Origin of the sequence: Streptomyces sp. NPDC093065 (genome assembly GCF_044754585.1) — a bacterium.
In the GTDB taxonomy this organism is placed as follows: Bacteria; Actinomycetota; Actinomycetes; order Streptomycetales; family Streptomycetaceae; genus Streptomyces.
Genome location: NZ_JBIVPJ010000005.1, coordinates 154,572 through 177,842, shown reverse-complemented (window position 1 = coordinate 177,842; position 23,271 = coordinate 154,572). Strand labels below are relative to the sequence as shown.

Here is a 23,271-nt window from a genome sequence, read left to right as displayed (position 1 = left end):
CGGCACGCGCTTCGAATCGTGCGGCGTCCTCGTTCTGCCGCGCGGGGCGGCGGTCACGGGGTGTTCACCTGGTCGGGCGTGACGACCTCGGTGATGCCGCGGGCCGCGAGGTGTGCGGTGTCCGTGGCGCGCGTGTCGAGGACGGTGGTGGGGCGGGCGCCGTCGGCGACCAGCCGGAAGAAGGCGTCGAACACGGTACCGCCGGGGGCGCAGGCCGAGCGTGCGGCCGGGTCGGCGGGCACGGCGAGGGCCGTGGTGCGCGGGGCGGGGGCGGGGCGGGCGCCGTCCCGGGCGGCACGGGCCGCGCGCGCGAGGACCCGTGCCGTGTCCTTGGGCCGGCGGTCGTTGGTGAGGAGTCCGAGCCCGTACTCCAGCTCCGGGAAGTCGGCCAGCGTCCGGGACACGTCGTGGGAGCACCACCAGGTGACGCCCCAGAGGTCGGGGCAGTCCAGGGCGTTCTCGACGGTCGCCTCGGTGAAGGCCGCCGCGTGCTCGGCGGGGACCAGGGGCGCGGGGGCGCCCACCTCCTGGAGCCAGACCGGGCGGCGCGGGTCGTCGGCCCAGGCCTTGCTCAGCTCGATCAGGTAGGCGGCGTGGTGCTCGCTGGGCACGGAGGTGCGGCCGTGGCGCTGGGCGGTGCCGTTGAAGACCCAGGAGTGCACGGCCGTGACGGCGCCCCGCCGGGCGGCCTGGGCGGCGGTGAAGGGCTGGTCGTCCTGGTACCAGGTGGCGTCGTACTCGGCGTGCAGGTGCATCCGGCCCGGGGCGCCCTCCTCGCAGGCGGCCAGCATCCGCTCCAGCCAGGCGTCGATCTGGGCGCTGGTGGCGCGGTCCGGGTCGGGGTGGGGCCCGGCGGAGAACTGGTTGACCTCGTTGCCGAGGGTCATGCCGAGGAAGTTGGACCGGCCGGCCAGGGCGGCGGCGAGGGTGCGCAGGTAGGTGGCCTGGCCGTCGATGACGTCGGGGTCGGTGAACAGGTTGCGGCGGTGCCAGGTGCGGGTCCAGGCCGGCACGAAGTCGAAGCTGCTCAGGTGGCCCTGGAGGCCGTCCACGTTGACGTCGAGGCCGCGTTCGCCGGCCGCGTCGACCAGCGCCACCAGGTGCTCGACCGCGCGCTCGCGGACGAGGGAGCGGTTGGGCTGGAAGTAGGGCCACAGCGGGAAGACGCGGACGTGGTCCACCTCCAGTGCGGCGACGGAGTCCAGGTCGGCGCGTACGGAGTCGAGGTCGAAGTCGAGCCAGTGGTGGAACCACCCCTCGCTCGGGGTGTAGTTGACGCCGAAGCGCACGGCAGAAGGCATGCGGTGTCCTTGTTGCGGGGGAAGTACGGGGGCCCTTGACGGGGCGGCGGAGACGGCGGGCGCCGGTCAGCCCTTGACGGCGCCTTCGCCGACACCGCGGAAGAAGTACCGCTGGAGACAGGCGAAGAGGACGATGAGCGGCGCCACGGCGATGATCGTGCCCGCGGCGACGAGGCGTTCGTCGTTGGCGAAGGTGCCGTGCAGGTAGTTCAGGCCGATGGTCAGGGTGAACTTGGACGGGTCGCTCAGCACGATCAGGGGCCACAGGAAGTCGTCCCAGGCGCCCATGAAGGCGAAGATCGCGACGACGGCGAGGGTGCCCTTCACCGCCGGCAGCGCGATCCGGCAGAACCGCTGCCAGACGTTGGCGCCGTCGACGAAGGCGGCCTCCTCGATCTCGTAGGGGAGGTTGAGGAAGGCGTTGCGCATGAGGAGCACGTTGAGGGCGCTGACGCAGCCGGGCAGCAGTACGCCGACGAGGGTGTTGTTCAGGCCCAGCTCCCGCATGGTGGTGAACTGGGCGATGATGATGCCCTCCACGGGCACGAGCATGGCCAGGATGAACACCAGGGTGGCGACGCGCCGGCCGCGGTAGCGCAGGCGGGCCAGGGCGTAGCCGGCGAGGGCGGCGCCGACGCAGTTGGTGACGACGTTGGCCGCGGCGACCTTCAGCGAGTTCAGCGCGTAGTCCCAGACGGGGATGGTGTCGGCGACCCGCTCGTAGTTGTGCAGGGTGGGATCGGAGGGCAGGAACTTCGGCGGGGAGCTGAAGATGTCCTCGGTGGGGCCCTTGAGCGAGGTCGACAGCTGCCACAGGAACGGGCCGATGGTCAGGGCCAGGACACCGAGCAGGAGCAGGTAGCGCAGGGCCAGTTCCCACCCTCGGATGCGGCGGCCGTGCTCGTCGGTGATCCGGGGTTCGCGTTCCCGCTTCCGGGCCGGGCCGGTGGCCGGGGCATTCTCCGCGGGCCGGGTGGTGTTCTCGGTGAGGCTCACGACTCCTCCTTCCGGTCGGCGCGCAGGACGAGCAGCATCAGGACGACGGTGACGACGAAGACGACGACGGAGATGGCGGAGGCGTAGCCGACCCGGCCGGTGAGGCCGGTGCCGGTGCGCTGGACCAGCATGACGAGCGTGGTGTCCTCGCCGGCCGGGCCGCCGTTGGGCCCCGCCATCAGGTACACCTCGGAGAAGACCTTGAAGGCGGCGACCGAGGAGAGCGCCGCGACCAGGACCATGGTGGAGCGGACCGCGGGCACGGTGACGGTGAGGAAGCGGCGGACCGCTCCGGCGCCGTCGACGGCGGCGGCCTCGTGCAGTTCACGGGGCACGTTGGCCAGCGCCGCCAGGTAAATGATCATGTAGTAGCCGAGGCCCTTCCAGACCGTGACGCCCATCGCGCTGATCAGGATCAGCCACTGGTCGCTGAGGAACCCGACGGGGCCGGCGCCCAGCGTCTCCAGCAGGGAGTTGACCAGGCCGCGCTCGTCGAGCAGCCAGACCCAGATCAGACCGACCACGACGATCGAGGCGACGACGGGGGTGTAGAACGCCGAGCGGAAGAAGGTGATGCCGGGGAGATTCTTCTGCACCAGCAGGGCGAGCAGCAGCGGCAGCAGCACGAGCGCGGGGACGACCCCGAGGACGTACAGGGAGCTGTTGCGCAGGCCGATCCAGAACATGTCGTCGTGGAGCAGCTCGCGGAAGTTGGCGAGGCCCACGAACTCGCCCGGGACCAGCGTGCGGCGGTCGGTGAAGGAGTTGACGAGTGTGGAGACGAACGGGTACAGGATGAACGCGCCGGTGATCAGCAGGCCGGGCGCGGCGAACAGCCAGGGACTGGCGGGCAGTTGCCGTCGTACACGCCGGGCGCCGCCGCCCTTGCGGGCGTCCGGTGTGCCGGTGGTGAGGGTGGTGGGACTCGCCATGGTGTCTCAGCCCTGCTGCTGGAGGAGCCGGTCGCACGCCTTGACAGCGTTGTCGAGGGCTTCCTTCGGGCTCTGCTTGCCCTGGAGCGCCTTGGCGACCTCGTTGCGCAGCTCGGTCTTCATCTGCTCGCTGAACAGCACGGGCGTGTAGTTGACGGCGTCCCCCAGCGACTTGGCGGCGGCGACCCGGACGCGGGTCTCGTCGGTGCCGTCCTCCTTGGTGAAGTACGGGTCGTCCAGCGAACCGTCGGTGCTCGGGAAGATCGCGACCTGCTTGGCGAACGACATCTGGTGCGCCGCGTCGGTGACGTAGTGCGCGAAGGCGACCGCTGCGGGCTTGCGCTGGCTCTGCGCGTTGACCATCAGGCCCATCACGTACATGTTGACGTGACCGGTGCTGGTGATCTGGTCGGTGATGCCGATGTTCTTGTACAGGCTCGGCGCCTGGTTCTTGAAGGTGGTCAGGTCGAGCGCGCTGCCCGGGTTCATGGCGACGGCGCCGGTGAGGAACTTCTTGCCGGTGGACTCCGGGGTGGCCGTCAGCGCCTGCGGGTCGAGGGCCTTGGCGTCGAACAGCTTCTTGTAGTGGGTGAGGAGTTCGACACCCTTGGCGTCGTTGAACGCGAAGGCCGTGCCCTCCTTGTTCATGAGCGACGCGCCGTACCGGCCGAAGTCCTCGATGGTGGGCACGTTGGCGAGCGTGGCGACCTCGCCGTCGGTCCTGTCGGCGATCCGCAGGGCGGCGTCGAAGACCTCGTCGTACGTCTTCGGCGGCTGCTCGGGATCGAGTCCGGCCTTCTTGAAGAGGGACTTGTTGTAGAAGAGCGGGCCGGTGTTGAGGTACCAGGGGAAGGCGTACGTGCCGTCCGTGCCCGGTATCCGGTGACTGGCCCAGGCGCCTTCCAGGTACTCCTTCTCGTACTGGCCCGCGGCCTTGTCCAGGTCGAGGGCGAGGCCGGCCTTGGCCAGCGGGGCGACGAGGTCCGGGGAGACGTTGACGACGTCGGGCAGGGTGCCGCCGGCGGCGTCGGCGCTGATCTTGTCGGCGTAGCCCTCGCCGGGCTGGTCGACCCACTTGACGTGGGTGCCGGGGTACTTCTTCTCGAAGTCCGCGATCAGGCCCTCGAAGTAGTCCTTGAAGTTGGCCCGCAGGTTCCAGGTCTGGAAGGTGATGTCGCCCTCGACCCTGCCCGAGGCGTCGGTGGAGCCACCGCCGTCGCCTCCGGAGCCGCAGGCGCTGAGCGGCAGGACGAGGGCGGCTACGGCGGCGACGGCGAATGTTCTGCGCGAGGTGGGCACGGTGACACGTCTCCCTGAAGGACGTCGGCGGTGGGATGCCAGCGACCATGCACGGCGATTCCGCGGAAAGTCAATGGATTCCGGCCAACTAAAGCAGAAGGCACAGCATTAGTCCAGGTCAGAGCGGTGTGAGCGAGCACTTGCCACGAACTACTAATGCGCTTTAGGATCTTGGCACTCAAGCGCTTTAGCTCACCGACTCACCAGCCCGCCAGCTCACTGGCTCACCAGATCTCAGCGAGGAAAGGAGCGCGCATGCCGGCCAAGCGGCCCGTCGCGCGCCGGCCGACGATGAAGGACATCGCACGGCGGGCCGGGGTCTCCGAGAGCGCGGTGTCGTTCGCGCTGAACGACCGGCCCGGGGTCTCCGAGATCACCCGGGACCGGGTGCGCCGGGTCGCCGAGCAACTGGGCTGGCGGCCCAGTACGGCGGCGCGCGCCCTGTCCGGGGAGGGCGCGGCGACGGTCGGCTTCGTGCTGGCGCGGCCCGCGCACACCCTCGGCGTCGACTCCTTCTTCCTGCAACTGGTCTCGGGCATCCAGGAGGTGCTCGCGGGCCGGCACCTGGGGCTGCTGTTCCAGGTGGCGCAGGACGTCGAGGACGAGTGCGCGGTGTACCGGCGCTGGTGGGCCGAACACCGCGTGGACGGCGTCCTCGTGGTGGACCCGCGCACCGACGACCCGCGCCCGGACCTGCTGGACGAGCTCGGTCTGCCCGCCGTGGTGATCGGCGGGGCACCGGACGAGCGTCATCCGGGGCTGTCGACGGTGTGGGCGGACGACGCGGGCGCGATGGCCGCGCTGGTGGACGGGTTGTACGCGCTCGGGCACCGGCGGATCGTGCACATCGCCGGGCTGGCGGGCCTCGCCCACACCGAGCGCCGCGTGCGGGCCCTGCGCGCGGAGGCCGGGCGGCGCGGTCTCGGCGAGGTCGAGTCGGTGACCACCGACTACTCGGACGCCGAGGGCGCGGCCGTCACCCGCCGTGTGCTGGAGGCGCCCACTCCCCCGACCGCCCTGATCTACGACAACGACGTGATGGCCGTCGCCGGGGTCGCCGCCGCGGCCGAACTCGGCTTCTCGGTACCGGTGGACGTGTCCGTGGTGGCCTGGGAGGACTCGGCTCTGTGCCGCATGGTCAAGCCGTGGCTGTCCGCCCTGTCCCGGGACAGCGTGGAGTTCGGCCGCACGGCGGCCACGGAGCTGACCGCCCTGCTCGACGGCGGTCCGGCCCGCACGGTGCGCGTGCCGGTGCCGAGACTGATCGAGCGGGACAGCACGGGACCGGCCCGGAGGATCTGAACGCGGCCGGGCGGGCCCGTGCTCTCGACGTGCGCGCCTCGGGCGGGCAGAGTGCTGTCCTGCGTACTCACCAGTAGTCCCGAACCCGTCACCGCACCCCTAGGAGCCCTCCGTGACCGACTGGGCCGGCCGGACCGCCGTCGAGATCGCCGCCGCCGTACGGGAGAAGCGGGCCACGCCCCGCGAGGTGGTGGCGGAGCACCTGGACCGGATCGGGCGGCTGGACGGCCGCGTCGGCGCCTTCCGCGCGGTGCGGGCCGAGGCGGCGCTCGCCGAGGCCGAGGAGGTGGGCGCACGAGGTGACCTGGGCGAACTGCCGCTGGCGGGTGTACCGGTGGCGGTCAAGGACAATCTCGCGGTACGCGGGGAGTCCACACGGGTGGGCTCGGCCGCCACACCACACACGCCCGCGGACGCCGACCACGTCACCGTGGCCCGGCTGCGGGCGGCCGGCGCGGTGGTCGTGGGCCTGACGAACGTTCCGGAACTGTGCGTGTTCGGCACCACCGAGGGGGTGCTCGGGACGGCCCGCAACCCGTGGGACCCGGCCCGCTCGGCGGGCGGCTCGTCGGGCGGCAGCGCGGCCGCGGTCGCCGCCGGGATGGTGCCCCTAGCCCTCGGCAACGACGGCATGGGCTCGCTGCGCATCCCCGCGGCCAACTGCGGTCTGGTCACGCTCAAGCCGGGCCACGGCGTCGTACCGGCCGGCATCGGCGAGGGCGACTGGTTCGGCATGTCCGAGAACGGGCCGCTGGCCACGACGGTCGCGGACACCCGGCTGCTCCTGTCGGTCCTCGCCGACCGCGCCCTGCCGGGCCGCGAGGACTCCGGCGCCCTCCGCGTCGCCGCCTCGCTGCGCAGCCCGCTGGCCGGCATCCCCGTCTCCCGGCCGTACGCGCGGGCCGTGCGCGAGGCGGCCGGGGTTCTGACGAAGGCGGGGCACCAGGTGCGGCGGGCCGACCCGCCCTACCCGGCGTCACTGGGTGTGACGGCCTTGGCCCACTGGACGGCCGGTACGTCGGTGGACGCGCGTGACCTGGACCGGCGGCTGCTGACCAGGCGTACACGGGTGCACGCGGCCCTCGGGCGGCGCTTCGTCGGCCGGGTGGCGGACGGCGCGGGGCGGGAGCGGCTGCGCGGGCGCCTGGAGCCGTTCTTCGCCGAGTACGACGTCCTGCTCACCCCGGCACTGGCCCGCCGCTCCCCCGAGGCCGGCCCCTGGCACGAGCGGGGCTGGCTGCGCAACGTGGTGGCGAACTCCGCGTACTCGCCGTTCACGCCGCCGTGGAACCTGACCGGCTGGCCCGCGATGTCGGTGCCGTTCGGCACGCTGGACTCGGGCGCGCCCTGCGCCGTGCAGCTGGTGGGGCGCCCGGGGACGGAGACGACGCTGCTGGAGCTGGCGGAGCGGATCGAGGCGCTGCGGCCCTGGCGCCGGACGGCGCCGCTCGGCTGAGGCGCCTACAGGGCGCGGTGCATGATGTGCAGGCCGACCCGCCCGTGCCGGGGGTGGTCGAAGGCGTCCGGCACCGTGCCCAGGATCGTGAAGCCGAGCGAGGTCCACAGCCGCACGGCCGGATTGGTCTCGACGACGGCGTTGAAGACCATGCCCCGGTACCCGTCGGCCTCGGCCGCCACCAGGACGTACTCGGCGAGGGCCCGGCCGGTGCCGCGTCCCGCCCGGCCGGGGTCGACCATGAAGCCGGCGTTGGCGATGCGCGCGGCGGGTCCGCCGTAGTTGGGGGTGACGTAGGCGGAGCCGACGACGGCGCCGGTGTCGTCCTCGGCGACGTAGACGCGCTTGGCGGGGTTCATCCACAGGGCCCGGGCGTCCTCCTCGGAGGTGTCCGGGTCCCAGGCGTAGGTCTCGCCGGCGGCGACGATGCGGTGCCAGAAGGGCCAGATGTGCGCCCAGTCGCCGGGCGCGGCTTCCCTGATCAGCATGGGCGTGAGTCTGGCACGCCCATGCGCTCGGGGTGCTCGGCGGGTGGCGGGCGGGTCAGTCCACGCTCGGCAGGATGTGCGGCTCGGCGAGGTCCTCCTCGTAGCCCGCGAGGCGGATCGGGGCGGAGCGTGCCCACACGTCGAGGCTGCCGATCTCGCCGGGCCGGCGGCCCGCTCGTCCGGTGCGTTCCTCGGTGCGTTGTTCTGGGTTCGTCGTCGTCTCCGGTGTCACCGCGCACTCCTTATGTGTCGGGTCACCCTCGGGGCCTGCCGACGCCGGTCTCCTGTCCGGCACCCGGCGCCCGCTCGAGTGTGGGTCGAATGCAGTTCGGACGCGGTGGCGCCGGTATCTCGTACGGAAGCAGGCCGTTGTGAACCGGCTCGTCCCATGACGGACCTCGGGTGTGGGTAGTGCCCTGTGCTGCCGTCCGTCCGGTCCAGATTAACCAAATGAGCGGGGGTGCGCTCTATGGGGCTCAAAAGATGGGAGAACCATTGCCCTTCGCCTCGCGCCCAGTTGGCCCAAGTGTGCACCGGTTCCGCCGCTTCCGCACCGCGCGCAACTCACTCGTTCGGCCTACACCGACGTTCGCACCTTCGAATGCCGGCGGAGGGCGCGGACGCCGTTAAGTTGCCGTTGTCCGCCCCGCAAGCTCGCCATGGTCTGCTGTGCCGGTCGGCGACGGCTGTCTCGTGGGAGGACCGAGGCATGGAACTGCGCAGCGTCGAGGAGCTGATGGACCTGCTGTACGCCTGCCGGGGCGAGCGGTCGCCCGCCGGGCCCGGCGGCGGGCCCGGGGATCCGTACGGGCACGCCCTGCGGACGGCCGCGCTGCTGCGCCGGCGCCGCCCGGCCGACAAGGAGCTCCAGGTCGCCGGACTGGTCTCGCCCGTGGGCCGGCTGCTGTGGCCGGTCGACCCGGCGGCCCGGGCCGCCGACGCGGTGCGGCCTCTGCTCGGCGCGCGCGTCGCCCGCCTGGTGCGCCGTCAGGCCCGCCCCGGCGCCCGGGCCCACGACGACGACCTGGTCAGCCTGCGTCAGGCGGACGAGGAGGCCCGCACCGCCGTCTTCGACGCCGGGGTCCTGGAGGACTGGCGTCCGGTGCTGGAGCTGACGGCGGCACGGAACTCGCGGCTGGGCCTCGTGGACTGAGGCCCTTTCACCACTTGCCGGGCGCGTAGTCCTTGAGGAAGACGCCGTAGAGGTCCTCGCCCGCCTCGCCGCGCACAATCGGGTCGTAGACGCGGGCGGCGCCGTCGATCAGGTCGAGCGGGGCGTGGAAGCCGGCCTCGGCCAGCCGCAGCTTGTCGTAGTGGGGGCGCTCGTCGGTGATCCAGCCGGTGTCGACGGAGGTCATCAGGATCTTGTCGGTGTCGAACATCTCCTGGGCGCTGGTCCGGGTCACCATGTTCATGGCGGCCTTGGCCGCGTTGGTGTTCGGGTGGCCGGCGCCCTTGTAGCCGCGGGCGAACACGCCCTCCATGGCCGAGACGTTGACGACGTAGGCGCGCCCCGCCGGGGCCTTGCGCGCGGCCTCGGCCATCGAGACGCGCAGCGCGCTGATGAGGATGAACGGCGACGTGTAGTTGCACAGCTGGGTCTCGAGCAGTTCCACCGGCGAGATCTGCTCGATGGTCTGCACCCAGGTGTTGGAGTCGACCACGTCGGGGACCAGTCCGCCCGCGTCGATGGCGGTCCCCTCGCGGTGCCGCACGACGCTGGCGTTCCCGGCGACCAGGGCGAGGTCGGCCACCTTCTGCGCGTCGAGCCCCGAGGCGCCCAGCGGCAGCGCGGCCAGACCGTCCACCGCACCGGAGTCGAAGGCGCCGATGACGTGGTGGGCGGGCAGTTCACCGGCGGGCAGCGGGGCGCTCTCGCCGTCGACCAGCGCGGCGTACGCGGAGGGCAGGCGCCGCACGGTCTGTGTGGCGTTGTTGATCAGGATGTCGAGCGGCCCCCGCGCGGTGACCTGCTCGGCGAGGGCCACGGCCTGGGCGGGGTCGCGCAGGTCGATGCCCACGACCTCCAGGCGGTGCATCCAGTCCCCGGAGTCGTCCATCGCCTTGAAGCGGCGGATGGCGTCCTTGGGGAAGCGGGTGGTGATGGTGGTGTGCGCGCCGTCGCGCAGCAGCCTGAGCGCGATGTACATGCCGATCTTGGCCCGGCCGCCGGTGAGCAGCGCGCGCTTTCCGGTGAGGTCGGCGCGGGCCTCGCGGCGGGTCCGGTTCTCGGCGGCGCAGTCCTGGCAGAGCTGGTGGTAGAAGTAGTCGACCTCGACGTAGCGCTGCTTGCAGATGTAGCAGGAGCGGGGGCGCTGGAGTATCCCCGCGATCGTGCCCTCCTCGGTGCGCGAGGAGGGCAGCAGTCCCTCGGTCTCGTCGTCGATGCGCTCGGCGGAGCCGGTTGCGGTGGCCTCGGTGACCGCCTTGTCGTGGGCGGTCTTGGCGGCCCGGCGCTCCTGGCGGCGGCGCTGCTTGACCATGCGGTAGATGTGCGAGGTGGCACGGCGGACCGCGACCGCGTCGGGGTGGTCGATGTCCAGCCCGTCGAGTTCCCCGAGCACGTCGAGGCAGACGGCGAGCCGTTCCGGGTCGATGCCTGGGCCGTACGCCGTGGCGGCCACCTCGTCCGTGGTCGCCGAGCCGTCCTGTGTCACCGTCATCGCCGTTGCCGTTCCCTGGTCGCCGTTGCGGCGCTTCGGGGGCGACCGCTGTCGAACAGCGGATTTTATTCAGCGCGCGGCGCGGATCCAAACCCGCCGGCGTCAGGGACGGCAGGCCGTGAGCAACGTCTCCACCTCCTCGGCCACCGCCAGGGCGAGCCGGTCGAGGTCGGGCACCGCCTTGCCGTCGGCGACCAGGCCGTAGTGGACCTGCCCGCGGTAGGTCGAGACGGCCACCGCCAGGGAGTGGCCCCGGGCCAACGGCGCCAGCGGATAGACCTCGGTGAGCGGGTGCCCGCCGAGCCGCAGGCCGAGGCTGGGCAGGGGCACGCTGGTGACCAGGACGTCGAACCAGAGCCGGGCGGCCCCGGAGACCAGCGGTCCGCCGAGCCGGTGACCGAGCGCCGGCACGTGGTCGGCGAGGAGGGCGACGGCTCCGGCCCCGCGGCCGGGACCGGCGTCCTTGTTGCGGTCCATGGCGGCGCGGACCGTGCCGAGGCGGGAGAGCGGGTCGGGGTCGCCGACCGGAAGCCGCATCAGGTACCCGGAGAGCCGGTTTCCCTGGGGGTGGGCGCTGCGGGGGCGGCGCTTGGAGACAGGGACGAGGGCACGGGGCGCGACGCCCTCGCTGCCGTCGCCGCGCTCGTCCAGCCAGCGGCGCAGGGCGCCTGCGACGACCGCGATCAGTACGTCGTTGACGGTGCCGCCGGTGGTCTTGCGGACGTGGTGCACGTCGTCGAGGTCGACGGCCACGCCCGCGATCCGGCGGGTGCCGGAGGACTCGGCGGTCAGCGCGGGCGAGGAGCGCACGTCCAGGGTGGACAGGGCCGCGGCGGCGCCGATGTCCAGGGCGCGGCCGACGTCCGACAGGGCGTCGCGCAGCCTGCCCGGCAGCGTGCGCACGTCGGGCAGGAGCCCGCGGTGCGGCCGTGCGGGGCGGGGCCGGGGGGCGGGGAGGTCCATCGGGTCGAGGACCCCGGCGGCGAGGGTCAGGGCGCGCAGGCCGTCGGCCAGGGCGTGGTGGAACTTGAAGAGCACGGCGAAGGTCCCGCCGTCCGCGCCCGGCAGCACGTGCGCCTCCCACGGCGGCCGCCCGCGTTCCAGGGGGCGTTCCATGAGGCGGCCGGCCCGGGCGTGGAAGTCCGTGGTCGGAGCGTGCAGCCGGACGTGGTCGAGCGGGTCGAAGCGGGGGTCGGGCTCGCGGGTCGCGCCGCCGAAGGAGAGCGGGGCCCGCAGGCCCGGCTCCGGCTGCCAGGTGTCCCGGATCCTCATGCGCAGTCCGGGCACCGCCGGGGCGCGGGCCGCGAGCAGGTCCGCGGCGTGGGCTCCCGCGGTGGGCGAGTCGGCCTCGAAGACGCCGAGCGCGCCCAGGTGCATGGGGTGCTCGGCGGACTCGATGTTCCAGAACGCCAGGTCGAGGGGAGCGAGCGGATCGGGAGTCAAGGGCTGGCCTCGCAAGGACGACGCACGGACGGCGGGTGGGCAGCGGTCGGGTGCCGGGTGAGTATCGGGTGGACAAGCAGTCAATCGCCTTCCGCCGATTACGGTCAAGTACGATCAAGCTACGCACAGTTAACAGCAGGTAAAAGTCCCGCCCCTTTCGGCAGGGGCGGGACTGCTGTGACTCATGGGGCATCTGCGCCGACGTCGGCTCACGTCAGCGGCGGCGGCACCGCCTCTGCCGAGGTTCCCCACCCGGACGGCTGCGGGCCGACCGTGAACGCGAGCGACCGCACGGAGCGCAGGGTGTCCGTCGTCAGCCAGGTGCGGGCGTAGGCCGATCCGTCGGTACGGGCCGACTGGACGTACCGGTCGGTGTCCGAGGTGCCGGGCGCGGTGATCGTCAGGGCACCGCGCGGGTAGTAGCGCCGGTCGAGGGTGAGGTCGACGCGCTCGAAGACCGGGGTGGACAGGCCCCAGGTGTCGTAGCCCGGCTGGATCGGGAAGATCCCGATCGAGGACAGCACGTTCCAGGCGGACATGGTCCCGAGGTCGTCGTTGCCGGTCATGCCGGTCGGCGTGTCGGTGAACAGGGTGAGCGCCGCGTGCACCACGTCGGTCGTCTTCCAGGGATGCCCGGTCGACAGGTAGGTGTACGGGGCGATGAGGTCGGGTTCGTTCTGCGGGTTGTACTTGTCGGCGTTGTAGTAGTCGTACGGCCCGTTCACCCACACCTCGCGGGCGGTCTTCGCCGGGTCGGCGAGGAGCTGGTCGTAGGCGAAGAAGGAGTCGAGCCGCTCGTTCGCCGCCTCGGTGCCGCCGATGAGGTCGATCATGCCGGGCAGGTCCTGCGGCACCAGCCACTGGTACTGCCAGGACGTGCCCTCGTGGAAGCCCTCGCTCTGCGCCGGGTCGGCCGGGCCGGTGAAGGCGCCCTCTGCGTCGCGGGCGCGGAAGAAGCCGGTGGCGGCGTCGAAGACGTGGCGGTAGCTCTGGGCCCGCTCGGCGTACCGCCGCGCGTCCGCGCCGTGGCCGAGGTCGCGGGCCATGCGGGAGAGCATGGCGTCGGACAGGGCGTACTCCAGGGTGGCGGAGGCGCCGTGGTCGTAGTCGGAGTCGCCCGGCTTGGCGTGCGGGCGGCCCTTGACGTACGGGGCGAAGCCGTCGGTCAGGTACTCGCGGTTGGCCTCCCGGCCGACGGCGGGCGATTCGGTGGGCGGCACGCCGTCGGCGTTCTTCTTGAGCGCCCGGTAGGCCCGCTCCTCCCAGCCGTGCAGCAGGCCCTGCTGGTAGGCGTTGGTGAGGAAGGGGGTCACCGGGTCGCCCGTCATGATGTTGGTCTCGACGGTGCCGTAACCCCACTTGGGCAGCCAGCCGCTCTCCTCGTCGATCTTGATCACGGAGATCGCCATGTCGCGGGCCTCGCGGGGCGCGAGCAGGGACAGGAGCTGGGACTGGGTGCGGTAGGTGTCCCACAGGGACCAGTTCTGGTAGTACGTGAAGCCCTTGGCCCGGTGGATCTCCTGGTCCCAGCCGGTGTAGCGGCCGTCGGCGTCGCTGCCGACGTTGGGTGCGAGGAAGGACCGGTACAGGGACGAGTAGAAGGTGCGGCGCAGGGTGTCGTCGCCGCCCCGGACCCGGACGTCGTCCAGCCGCTTCTCCCAGGTGCGCTGTGCGCCCCGGCGCACGGAGTCGAACGAGTGCCCGCCCTCGGCGCGCAGGTTGAGCGCGGCGCCGCGCGCGTCCACGTAGGACAGGGCGGTGGTGGCCTCGACGGTGCGGTCCTTCGTGGTGTCGAAGCGGACGTAGGCGCCGTCGCCGCCGGTCTTCGCGCCCGCGGTCACGGTGCCGTCGTCCCAGGTGCCGTAGGAGGCGAAGGGGCGGTCGAAGCGGGTGATCGTGTAGACGGTGTACGGCTCGGTGTCCTGGCAGAAGCCGCTGCCGGTGATCGCGGTGCGCACGGTGCGGCTGTCGAGGACCTCGACCTCGGTCGAGATGTTCTTGTGCAGCGACTGGCCGGCGTTGAGCAGGACGTTGGCCTTGCCGGTGGCCGGGAAGGTGTAGCGCTGCACACCGGTGCGTTCGGTGGCGGTCAGCTCCGCGTCGATGCCGGAGTCGAGGCCGACGCGGTAGTAGCCGGGGCTCGCCTCCTCGTCGTCGTGGCTGAAGGAGGCGGCGTACTTCGCGTAGTCCGTCTCCGTGACGTCGCCGGTGGTCGGCAGGACCGGCAGGTCGCCGCCGAGTCCGCAGCCGACGCCGGAGAGGTGGACCAGGGAGAAGCCGCGGATGTGGGTGTCGGAGTGGTCGTAGCCGGTGTTGTGGCCGGTGTCCGGCGAGAACTGCACCATGCCGAAGGGCACGGCGGCGCCGGGGTAGGTGTTGCCCTCGTTCTCGGTCCCGATGAAGGGGTTCACGAGGTCGGTCAGCGGTCCGTCGGGGGCCGCCTGGGCGGCGGGTACGGCGACGGCGCCCGCGAGGAGCGCCGCGGCGGCGGCGGCCGTCGCCGCGCCGCGCAGCCGTTGGGTCCAGCTCATGGAAGGTGCCTCCGTCTTTCTTGGGCCTTCTCCTGCTTCCTCAGGCGAAGCGCCAGAGGTGGTCGTCGGTGCCGTTGTCGTCGAACTGGACGACCTGGGCGCTGTCGGCGGTCGACATGCCGTCGACGCCGAGGACCTTGCCGCTGTGCCTGTTGCGGATCAGGAACCAGCCGTCGCCCTGGTCGGCGAAGGTCCACAGGTGGTCGTCGGTGCCGTTGTCCTCGTACTGCACGACGCGGGCACTGTTGGCGGTGGACATCCCGTCGACGCCGAGGACCTTGCCGCTGTGGCCGTTGCGGACCAGGAACCAGCCGTCGCCCTTGTCGATCCGCTGCCAGGTGTGGTCGCCGGTGCGGGTGTCGGCGAACTGCACGACCCGGGCGCTGTTGGCGGTGGACATCCCGTCGACCGCGAGCACCTTGCCGCTGTGCTTGTTCCGGAGGCGCCGGAAGGGCGGCTCGGGGACCCAGGGGGTGCCGTCCGGGGCGGCGGTCGGGAAGGAGGCGATGCGCAGCCGGGCGGCGGCCATCGGGATCAGGGTGACCTGCTCGACCGGCGCGGTGGAGCGGGCCGGGCTCGGCTGGAGCGGGGCGACCACGTGTTCGTCGTCGGCGACCCACTCGGGGATGCGGCGGGCCTCGGCGGTCAGCGAGACGGGCACGGTGTCGTGGGTGAACGGGTTGTCCGCGACCCGGGCGCGGGTACGGCTGAAGGCGGGCGCGGCGCCGGGCACGAGACCGTAGTTCCAGGCAGTGGTCGCATGGACCTCGTACTCGGGGAAGGTGTCGTCGCCCGCGTACCGGACGTAGCGCTCACCGATCTTCAGAGCGTACGTCAGCGGCCCCCGGTCGACACTGACCGAGCCGTGGTTGCCGGGCCAGGAGCGCAGGGCGGTGCGCTGCGGCAGGCGCAGGGTGACGCGGTCGCCGTCGGACCAGGTGCGCTCGACGCGGACGAAGGCCGGGCCGTCGGCCGCGTCCACGGGCCGGCCGTTGACCCGCAGCCGCGGCCCCTCGCACCAGCCCGGGACGCGCAGGCTGAGGGGGAAGGCGACGCGGCGCGGGGCCGACACGGTGAGGGTGATCGTGTCGCCGAAGGGGTAGTCGGTGTCCTCGGTGACGGTCACCCGGGTGCCGTCGGCGCCCACGGCCGCCGTGACCTCGGACGGGGCGTACATCGCGGCGGCCAGGCCCCGGTCGGGCGTGCCGAGCCACAGTTCCTCGGTGAAGTAGGGCCAGCCCATGCCGTAGTTGTGCGGGCAGCAGCGGTAGTTGTCGACGCCGGGCTGGTACGCCTGCATGGCGAAGCCGTTCTGGAACTGTCCCTGGGTCTTGCGGACGTCGTCCAGGTCGACGCTGTTGGCGCTGGTGACGTAGTGGACGGCGCGGCCCTCGGGGTCGAGGGCCGCGGGCAGCGCGTTGAAGGCGAGATCCTCGCAGCGGTCGGCCCAGACCGGATCGCCGGTGATCCGGACCAGCAGTTCGTGGGCGGCCATGAACTCGACGACGCCGCAGGTCTCGAAGCCCTGCCGGGGGTCGCCGAACCCGGGCCGGATGTTCTCGTCCCCGGCGAGGCCGCCCCCGGGGAACTGCCCGTACCCGCCCATGACCTGCTCGTAGGTGTCGTAGGTGGCGCCGGTGTCGGCGGCGGAGCCGGAGAGCTGGGCGTACTGGGCGGGTTCGCGGAAGCCCTGGGCGATGTTGACGTTGTGCGGGCTGGGCAGCGGGCCGGTCCAGTCGGCGCCCCAGGCGTGCATCTTCTCGACGAGGTCGAGCAGGAAGGCGTCGGCGGTGCGGCGGTGCAGCCACAGCGCGAGGCCGATGCCGTCGCCCCAGCGCAGTGAGACCCAGCTGGAGTCGAAGGCGCCCTTGCCCTGGGCGTTCATGTAGCGCAGGAATCCGGTGAACAGGGGCACGATCCGCTGGTCGCCCGTGTACTCCTCCCAGGTGCGCAGCGCCTGGAGCAGGGGCAGGAACGGCCAGAAGTCGGGGCCGCCGTTGAGCGAGGTGCGCAGCGCCCGGGGGCCGAAGAAGCCGTCTTCCTGGCGGGTGGCGAGGATCGCGTCGATCCAGCGCCGGGACTGGGCGAGCGCCTCGGCGTCACCGGTGGCGACGGCGAGCGGGACGTATCCGCGCAGCCAGTACGGCAGTTCCTCCCACCCCGCGTTCTCGGGGTGGACCCAGCCGGTGGTGGCGAAGTCGAGGAAGTGGGAGCGCTCGGCGTAGCGGCCGCACAACCCGTCGAGCTGGAGACGGAGTTGTCCGGCGAGCCAGCCGCGTGCGGTGACGCTGCCGGGCGCCAGCCGGGTGAAGGCGTCGGGGGCGAGAGGGCCTGCCGCGGCGGCGGGCCGGCCCAGTGCGGGCACACCGACGGCGAGCGCGCCGACGACGAGGGAGCCGCGGTGCAGGAAGCGGCGTCGGTCGAGAGTCATGGGGCTCCAGACGGGACGGGAGGTGGCGGGGTGCTTGACGGGTGCCTGAGCGCGGGAGCGGGGAGCCGAAGTGCGGAGGGTGCGGGTGCGGGGAGCCGAAGTGCGGGAGGCGGGGCGCGCGGAGGCGCCCCGCCGGGGTTCTCGCGTGATCAGGCGCAGTTCGCCGGGGTGGCCCGGGAGATGTCGTCGATCAGTTGCTCGTGCGCCGCCTTGAGGCGCCGCACATCGGGCTTGACGACCTTGCGGTCGTACGTCAGCAGCCCGTTCAGCTCGCCCTCGACGTCCGTGATCTGCGTGTAGACCGCGCCGTTGCCGCCCTTGCAGGCGAGGGCGTGTACCTCGTCGAGCTTGGTGAGGTAGTCGTCGGTGTACGTCGCCGGGTCGACGTCGACGTAGGACTGCTGCACCGACCAGGCGTGGCCGGGCACGGCCAGGCCCAGGCCGCCGTACTCGCCGCTGACCAGGGCGCGTTCGCCGTCGGGCGACGGTGGCAGGGCGGGGCTCGGGTAGCCGTGTTCGTCCATGATGTCGCCGGCGTGGCCGTCGGCGCCGAGGTTGAGTCCGGACTGGTTGTTCACCAGGCGGGTCGGGTCCCAGGCCTTGGCCTGCTCGGCGACGCGGCCGATGTCGTACTGGCCCCAGCCCTCGTTGAAGGTGACCCACATGACCACCGAGGGACTGCTGACGTGCTCGTCGATGATCTCCTTCATCTCCCGCTCGTACTCGGCGCGGGCGGCGGTGGACGGGTTCACGCCCGCCGTCATGGCCGGCATGTCCTGCCAGACCAGCAGGCCCAGCCGGTCCGCCCAGTAGAACCAGCGGTCGGGTTCGACCTTGATGTGCTTGCGGACCGAGTTGAAGCCCATCTCCTTGTGCGCCTTCAGGTCGTACGCGAGGGCCTCGTCGGTGGGTGCGGTGTGCAGGCCGTCGGGCCAGAAGCCCTGGTCGAGGGTGGCCATCAGGAACGTGGGCTCACCGTTGAGCAGGGTGCGCGGGACGCCGTTGACCTTCTCGACGGTGACGGAGCGCATCCCGAAGTAGCTCTCGACATGGTCGCGGCCCACGGTGACCTTCAGGTCGTACAGGAACGGGTCGTCGGGCGACCACAGTCGCGGGTCGCGGATCCTGAGGGTCAGCGGCTCACCGGTGCGTCCGCTGACCGTGGCGACCTTGCGGTGCCCCGCGTACGCCGTGGCCTCGACGCGTACGCCGTCGCGCACGCCCTTCGGCTCGACGGTCAGGGTGCTCGCCGCCCCGTCGACGTGCGGGGTGAGCTTCAGCGAGTCCACGTGGTCCCGGGCGACCGGTTCCATCCAGACGGTCTGCCAGATGCCGGAGCTCGGGGTGTACCAGATGCCGCTCGGATCCAGGCGCTGCTTGCCGAGCGGCGGGTTCTCGCCGTTCGCCGCGTCGGTCGGGTCGTAGACGCCGACGATCAGCTCCTGGGTGCGGCCGGGCTTCAGCGCGTCGGTGACGTCGGCGCTGAACTTGTCGTAACCGCCCTTGTGGTCGGCGACCTTGACGCCGTTGACGTACACCTCGGACTGCCAGTCGACGGCGCCGAAGTTGAGCTTCAGCCGTTGGCCGTGGCCGATGTGCCAGTTCTTCGGGACGGTGAAGGTACGGCGGTACCACATGCGGTCCTCGTGCCGCTGGATGCCGGAGAGCTGCGACTCCACCGGGTAGGGGACGAGGATGCGCTCCTTGAGGTTCTTGCCGGCCGGCGGCTGCTCGCCGGCCTCGGCGGCGGCGAACTGCCAGCGGCCGTTGAGGTTCTGCCAGTCGTCGCGGGTCAGCTGCGGGCGCGGGTACTCCGGAAGGGCGTTGTCCGGCCCGACCTCGTCGGCCCACTCGGTGCGCAGCTCGTAGGTGGACTTGTTGCCGCCGCTGCTCCAGAAGGCGTTGACAACGTTGCCTTCGGCGTCGGTGAGGCCGCCTTCCCCGTCGTAGCGGACGTCGGCCGTGCCCGGCGCGTCGCCGTCCTTGTCGCCGACGACGGGCTGATCGAGGGCGACGAGCAGGGCGCTGGGGTCGGCGGGGTCGAGCCTGGTCTCGCCGAGCGGCCAGGTGGTGCCGCCGATCACCGCTTCGAGGTGGTCGGTGAGTCCGGCCGGGGGTGCGGCGAGGGGGCTCGCGAAGTCCAGCCTGAGGGTGCGGCCGGTGGACTCGACGGTGGTCGCCGTCGCGCCGTTGTAGTCGAAGCCGTCGGGCAGACGGAACGCCGACTGCGGGACCGCCTCCTTGCCGCCGCCGGGCTCGGTCCAGCGCAGGTGGAGGTTGGAGCCGCCGTAGTGCTCGAAGTACTCCAGTTTGATGTCGTAGGACCGGCCGGCCGTCAGCTCGACGGGCCGGGAGGTCTGTTCGACGTCCCAGTCGTCGACCCAGTGGTCGATGGCGAGTTCGCCGCCGACCCAGAGGCGGAAGCCGTTGTCGCCGGTGATCGAGAAGGTGTGGGCGCCGGACTTCTCCGGGACCAGTTTGCCGGTCCAGCGGACGCTCACGTCGTCCGACTGCCCGGTGGCGAAGGCGAGTCGCGGCTCCAGGGTGTCGAAGTCGAGCTGCGGGTCGAAGCCGGTGGCCTTGAGCTCGTGGAAGTCGAAGGCACCGGGGGCGGACTGGGTGTAGTACTCGCCCTTCAGGCCGTGGATCTCCGCGGTGCCGTCGGCACCGGCCGTGTCGGCGGCGCCTGCGGCCGGGACGGCGGCGAGTCCCGCGACGCCCAGTGCGGCGGCTAGCAGCAGCGCGAGTCTGTCTCTGAGTCGTTTGGTGCGCACTGACCCTCTCCTCGAGAACGGGTGGTGGCTGGTGGCGCAGACATCGATGTCGTACAACGATGTAACGGCAGAGGTGCAGAGGCATGACAGCACGGATTCCGCTTGACGTCCAGGGACATGACAACGGCCCCGGGCTCGGCGCGCGTGTCGCCCGGCCCGGGGCCGCGGTCCGTCCGTCGTCCTTCCGTCACGGCACCCGCTGCCCCTTGCCCAGCGCGATCACGCCGCCCTTGGAGACCGTGTACAACTCGCCGTCCCGCTGCGGGTTGACGCCGATCGTCGCGCCCGGCGGCACCTGGACGTTCTTGTCCAGCACCGCCCCGCGCACCACCGCGCCCCGGCCGATGTGCACGTTGTCGTGCAGCACCGAGCCCTGCACGACCGCCCCCGGGTCGACCACCACGCCCGGCGAGAGCACGGAACGGGTGACCTGCCCCCGGATCAGGCAGCCCGCGCTGATGATCGACTCGCCGGCGATGCCACCGCCGTTGAAGCGGGCGGGCGAGAGCTGGGTGGAGTGGGTGTAGACCGGCCAGTCGCGGTTGTAGAGGTTGAACGCGGGCCGCTCGGCGATCAGGTCCATGTGCGCGTCGTAGTACGCGTCCAGCGTGCCCACGTCCCGCCAGTAGCCCTGGTCGCGGGAGGTCTCCCCCGGCACGTGGTTGTCGCTGAAGTCGTACAGCGCGGCCTCGCCCCGGTCGGTGAGCTGGGGCAGGATCGAACCGCCCATGTCGTGCACGGAGTTCTCGTCCTCGGCGTCCCGGTGCAGGGCCTCGACGAGGGCCTTGGTGGTGAAGACGTAGTTGCCCATCGAGGCGAAGACGCACCCGGGGTCGTCGGCGAGACCGGGTGGATCGGCGGGCTTCTCCAGGAAGCCGGTGACGGTCTGCCCGTCGGAGCCCGGGGTGATCACGCCGAAGGACGGCGACTCGGCGCGCGGGACCCGTATTCCGGCGACGGTGACGCCCGCGCCGGACTCGATGTGCTGGGCGAGCATCTGGCGCGGGTCCATCCGGTACACGTGGTCGGCGCCGAACACGGCGACGTACTCGGGCTGTTCGTCGTACACCAGGTTCAGGGACTGCAGGATCGCGTCCGCGCTGCCGAGGAACCAGCGCGGTCCGAGGCGCTGCTGGGCGGGGACGGGGGTGACGTAGTTGCCGAGCAGACTGGACATCCGCCAGGTGGTGGTGATGTGCCGGTCCAGGGAGTGCGACTTGTACTGGGTGAGCACGCAGATCCGCAGGATGTCGCCGTTGACCAGGTTGGACAGGACGAAGTCGACGAGCCGGTAGGTGCCGCCGAAGGTGACCGCGGGTTTGGCGCGGTCCGCGGTCAGGGGCATCAGGCGTTTGCCCTCTCCGCCCGCCAGCACGATGCCGAGCACCGAAGGACCTCCACGACGCATGGCCGCTCCCCTCACCCTCGTTCACCCTCGGCCGCCCCGGTCGGGGCGGCTCAAGCCCGCTTGAGGATCTCCTCGTAGAGCCGGACCGTGCGGCGCGCGACCGCGTCCCAGCCGAACTCCTCGACCGCGCGCGCCCGGCCGGCCTCTCCCATCCGCCGGGCGGCGGCCGGGTCGCCGAGGACGGAGTCCAGTGCGCGCGCCAGACCCGCCTCGAAGTCGTCGTCCGCGACCTCCGCTCTCGGCACGAGTACCCCCGTTTCGCCGTCGGCCACGACCTCGGGGATGCCGCCCACCCGGGAGGCCACCACGGGAGTGCCGCAGGCCATCGCCTCCAGGTTGACGATGCCGAGGGGCTCGTAGACGGAGGGGCAGACGAAGACGGCGGCGTGCGTCAGGAGCTGGATCACCTCCGGGCGCGGCAGCATGCGCGGAATCCAGTGCACGCCCTCGCGGGCGCGGCTCAGTGCGGCGAAGAGCTCGCGGAACTCCTGGTCGATCTCGGGGGTGTCCGGGGCGCCGGCGCACAGCACGACCTGCGCGGCCGGGTCGATGTCCCGTACCGCGCGCAGCAGGTGGGGCACGCCCTTCTGGCGGGTGATGCGGCCGACGAACAGCACGTACGGGCGGGAGCGGTCGAGACCGATCCGGTCCAGCGCGCCGGTGGCGTGGTCGGGCCGGTAGAGCCGGGTGTCTATGCCGTTGTGCACGACGTGGACCCGGGAGGCGTCGAGGGCCGGGTAGCAGCCGAGTACGTCCTCGCGCATCGCCGCGGACACGGCGATCACCGCGTCCGCCGCCTCGGCCGCGGTGCGCTCGGCCCACCCGGACAGGGTGTAGCCGCCGCCCAGCTGCTCGGCCTTCCAGGGACGCAGGGGCTCCAGGGAATGGGCCGTCATCACGTGCGGGACGCCGTACAGGAGCTTGGCGAGGTGGCCGCCGAGGTTGGCGTACCAGGTGTGGGAGTGCACCAGTTGGCGCCCTTCGAGGGCGGCGGTCATGGCGAGGTCCACGGAGAAGGTGCGCAGCGCGTCGTTGGCGCCGTCGAGCGCGGACCAGGGGCGGTGGCGCAGCACGCCGTCGGCGTGCCCCTCGCCCCAGCTGTGCACGTCCAGGTCGACGAGGCGGGCGAGTTCCCGGGCGAGGAACTCGACGTGGACTCCGGCTCCGCCGTACACGTCCGGCGGGAACTCACGGGTCAGCAGTCCCACGCGCACCCGGAACCTCCCGTCTCGGCGGCTGGTTCCCTCATGGTCACCCAGAGCGGGCGCCGGGGGAAGAGCGCGGCGGGCGCGGGGAGCGGGCGGGTACGGAGAACGCGGGAGCGGGCGGGTGCGGGCGACTCGGTCAGCGAGAGGATCCGGGCGGACTCGGGAAGCAGCAGTCGCCGCAGACACCCCCGCCCGGCACCCGGTAGTAGAGGCAGCAGCTGCGGCGCCGGAAGGACGTGCCGGTGAGCGTGCCGGTCCCGGCGAGCAGCGGGTGGGCCAGCAGGCCGGCGGTGAGCTCCCGGACGCGGGCGGCGGTCTCCGTGCGATTCTCGCGGCGGGCCCAGCGCTCCAGTTCGCGTCCGGCGCCGGCCAGGGCGGAGGCGGCGTTGCCGCGCAGCAGCCCGGCGGCGACGCCGTAGCGGGCGCGCACGGCCTCGGCGAGGGGCGCGAGGTGGGTGGTGAGCACGACGTCCGCGACGGTGGCGGCGTCCGCCGGCAGGGCACGCACCTCGCCGAGCCACAGGTCGTCGGGGGCGGTGGCGTCGGGGTCCCAGTGCAGCAGGCGGGGGTCGAGGTCGGGGACCTGCCCGTAGAGGGCGGCGCAGGCCAGGGTCACGGACCAGAGGCGGGCCGCGAGCCCTTGCTGGGCCACTGAGGCGGCGACCCGGGTCTCGGGGGCGCCGAGCGCGGCGGCGACCTTGCGGACGCGGTGGCCCAGCGGGTCGGGGCGCCGAACCTGAACATGAACGTCCGTCGACTCGTCCGCGTGTCCCGGTGTGTAGGCGTGTGCGAGGGGCGCGAGGGCGCCGGTCCGCCGTGACGGCGCGGGCTCCGCGACGCGCAGGACGGAGAAGCCGCCGAGCGGGCGGAGGGCGGAGAGGCCGGGGTCGAGATCCACGCAGAGAAGTAGTATCAGGGCTCTCAAGGCGCTGTTCCCGGGGTCAGGGCCCGGAAGTCGCCCACCCTGGGGAGGACGGCGGCGCCGCCGTACTCCATCGGTAGTAGGACCCGAAGAATGCTCAGGGACGACGACGGGAAG

The 23,271-nt window shown here is 72.3% G+C and carries 17 protein-coding genes; 3 read left to right on the top strand and 14 right to left on the bottom strand.

The annotated features are described in order from the left end of the window. Nucleotides 1-53: 53 nt before the first annotated feature. The 4 genes from ACIQFU_RS11565 to ACIQFU_RS11550 form a co-directional block, all read right to left on the bottom strand. Complete coding sequence (locus ACIQFU_RS11565; RefSeq protein WP_402550673.1) at nt 54-1,301, bottom strand: glycosyl hydrolase; 1,248 nt, start codon at nt 1,299-1,301, stop codon at nt 54-56. Nucleotides 1,302-1,367: 66 nt separating this feature from the next. Continuing rightward, nucleotides 1,368-2,297: a carbohydrate ABC transporter permease gene (locus tag ACIQFU_RS11560; RefSeq protein WP_402550672.1), complete on the bottom strand. Its 930-nt coding sequence runs from the start codon at nt 2,295-2,297 to the stop codon at nt 1,368-1,370. Beyond that, complete coding sequence (locus ACIQFU_RS11555; RefSeq protein ID WP_402550671.1) at nt 2,294-3,229, bottom strand: carbohydrate ABC transporter permease; 936 nt, start codon at nt 3,227-3,229, stop codon at nt 2,294-2,296. The genes ACIQFU_RS11560 and ACIQFU_RS11555 overlap by 4 nt, the downstream gene beginning before the upstream one ends. Nucleotides 3,230-3,235: 6 nt before the next feature. Continuing rightward, on the bottom strand, nt 3,236-4,528 hold the full coding sequence (locus ACIQFU_RS11550) for an ABC transporter substrate-binding protein (RefSeq protein ID WP_402550670.1): 1,293 nt from the start codon (nt 4,526-4,528) through the stop codon (nt 3,236-3,238). Nucleotides 4,529-4,783: 255 nt separating this feature from the next. Between ACIQFU_RS11550 and ACIQFU_RS11545 the strand changes: the two genes are divergently transcribed. Both ACIQFU_RS11545 and ACIQFU_RS11540 read left to right on the top strand, forming a co-directional pair. After that, nucleotides 4,784-5,830, top strand: a complete 1,047-nt coding sequence (locus tag ACIQFU_RS11545; RefSeq protein ID WP_402550669.1) for a LacI family DNA-binding transcriptional regulator — start codon at nt 4,784-4,786, stop codon at nt 5,828-5,830. Nucleotides 5,831-5,942: 112 nt separating this feature from the next. After that, a complete protein-coding gene (locus tag ACIQFU_RS11540) occupies nt 5,943-7,286 on the top strand; it encodes an amidase (RefSeq protein ID WP_402550668.1) in 1,344 nt (447 codons plus the stop codon). Between the two features lie 5 nt (nt 7,287-7,291). Here ACIQFU_RS11540 and ACIQFU_RS11535 read toward each other — a convergent pair whose 3' ends face one another. Next, on the bottom strand, nt 7,292-7,774 hold the full coding sequence (locus ACIQFU_RS11535) for a GNAT family N-acetyltransferase (RefSeq protein ID WP_402550667.1): 483 nt from the start codon (nt 7,772-7,774) through the stop codon (nt 7,292-7,294). A gap of 55 nt (nt 7,775-7,829) precedes the next feature. Next, a complete protein-coding gene (locus tag ACIQFU_RS11530) occupies nt 7,830-8,006 on the bottom strand; it encodes a hypothetical protein (RefSeq protein ID WP_115740673.1) in 177 nt (58 codons plus the stop codon). Nucleotides 8,007-8,483: 477 nt separating this feature from the next. On the opposite strand from ACIQFU_RS11530, the gene ACIQFU_RS11525 reads away from it, so the two are divergent. Then, the gene (locus ACIQFU_RS11525; protein ID WP_402550666.1) at nt 8,484-8,927 is read left to right on the top strand and encodes a hypothetical protein; all 444 of its coding nucleotides are present in this window, start codon (nt 8,484-8,486) and stop codon (nt 8,925-8,927) included. 7 nt (nt 8,928-8,934) lie between these two features. Here the strand turns inward: ACIQFU_RS11525 and ACIQFU_RS11520 are convergent, their stop codons facing one another. The 8 genes from ACIQFU_RS11520 to ACIQFU_RS11485 all read right to left on the bottom strand — a co-directional run bounded on the left by ACIQFU_RS11520 (nt 8,935) and on the right by ACIQFU_RS11485 (nt 23,130). Further along, a complete protein-coding gene (locus ACIQFU_RS11520) occupies nt 8,935-10,437 on the bottom strand; it encodes an SDR family NAD(P)-dependent oxidoreductase (protein ID WP_402550665.1) in 1,503 nt (500 codons plus the stop codon). A 102-nt stretch (nt 10,438-10,539) separates the two neighbouring features. Further along, nucleotides 10,540-11,880, bottom strand: coding sequence for a wax ester/triacylglycerol synthase family O-acyltransferase (locus ACIQFU_RS11515; RefSeq protein ID WP_402550664.1), 1,341 nt, complete (start codon nt 11,878-11,880; stop codon nt 10,540-10,542). Between the two features lie 209 nt (nt 11,881-12,089). Continuing rightward, on the bottom strand, nt 12,090-14,411 hold the full coding sequence (locus ACIQFU_RS11510; RefSeq protein ID WP_402550663.1) for a GH92 family glycosyl hydrolase: 2,322 nt from the start codon (nt 14,409-14,411) through the stop codon (nt 12,090-12,092). A gap of 40 nt (nt 14,412-14,451) precedes the next feature. Then, a complete protein-coding gene (locus tag ACIQFU_RS11505) occupies nt 14,452-16,842 on the bottom strand; it encodes an RICIN domain-containing protein (RefSeq protein ID WP_402550662.1) in 2,391 nt (796 codons plus the stop codon). A 149-nt stretch (nt 16,843-16,991) separates the two neighbouring features. Beyond that, entirely contained in the window at nt 16,992-19,616 is a 2,625-nt protein-coding gene (locus ACIQFU_RS11500) for a PA14 domain-containing protein (protein WP_402550661.1), read from the bottom strand. Nucleotides 19,617-19,803: 187 nt separating this feature from the next. After that, nucleotides 19,804-21,024, bottom strand: a complete 1,221-nt coding sequence (gene glgC / locus ACIQFU_RS11495; protein WP_402550660.1) for a glucose-1-phosphate adenylyltransferase — start codon at nt 21,022-21,024, stop codon at nt 19,804-19,806. A gap of 50 nt (nt 21,025-21,074) precedes the next feature. Further along, complete coding sequence (glgA, locus tag ACIQFU_RS11490; protein ID WP_402550659.1) at nt 21,075-22,238, bottom strand: glycogen synthase; 1,164 nt, start codon at nt 22,236-22,238, stop codon at nt 21,075-21,077. A 130-nt stretch (nt 22,239-22,368) separates the two neighbouring features. After that, the gene (locus ACIQFU_RS11485; RefSeq protein WP_402550658.1) at nt 22,369-23,130 is read right to left on the bottom strand and encodes a (2Fe-2S)-binding protein; all 762 of its coding nucleotides are present in this window, start codon (nt 23,128-23,130) and stop codon (nt 22,369-22,371) included. Nucleotides 23,131-23,271: the final 141 nt, after the last annotated feature.

Bases quoted from the DNA above. Each gene is read 5' to 3' on its own strand.
- ACIQFU_RS11565 (WP_402550673.1), bottom strand. From the start codon at position 1,301: ATGCCTTCTGCCGTGCGCTTCGGCGTCAACTACACCCCGAGCGAGGGG.
- ACIQFU_RS11555 (WP_402550671.1), bottom strand. From the start codon at position 3,229: ATGGCGAGTCCCACCACCCTCACCACCGGCACACCGGACGCCCGCAAG.
- ACIQFU_RS11545 (WP_402550669.1), top strand. From the start codon at position 4,784: ATGCCGGCCAAGCGGCCCGTCGCGCGCCGGCCGACGATGAAGGACATC.
- ACIQFU_RS11535 (WP_402550667.1), bottom strand. From the start codon at position 7,774: ATGCTGATCAGGGAAGCCGCGCCCGGCGACTGGGCGCACATCTGGCCC.
- ACIQFU_RS11525 (WP_402550666.1), top strand. From the start codon at position 8,484: ATGGAACTGCGCAGCGTCGAGGAGCTGATGGACCTGCTGTACGCCTGC.
- ACIQFU_RS11520 (WP_402550665.1), bottom strand. From the start codon at position 10,437: ATGACGGTGACACAGGACGGCTCGGCGACCACGGACGAGGTGGCCGCC.
- ACIQFU_RS11510 (WP_402550663.1), bottom strand. From the start codon at position 14,411: ATGAGCTGGACCCAACGGCTGCGCGGCGCGGCGACGGCCGCCGCCGCC.
- ACIQFU_RS11505 (WP_402550662.1), bottom strand. From the start codon at position 16,842: ATGACTCTCGACCGACGCCGCTTCCTGCACCGCGGCTCCCTCGTCGTC.
- glgC (WP_402550660.1), bottom strand. From the start codon at position 21,024: ATGCGTCGTGGAGGTCCTTCGGTGCTCGGCATCGTGCTGGCGGGCGGA.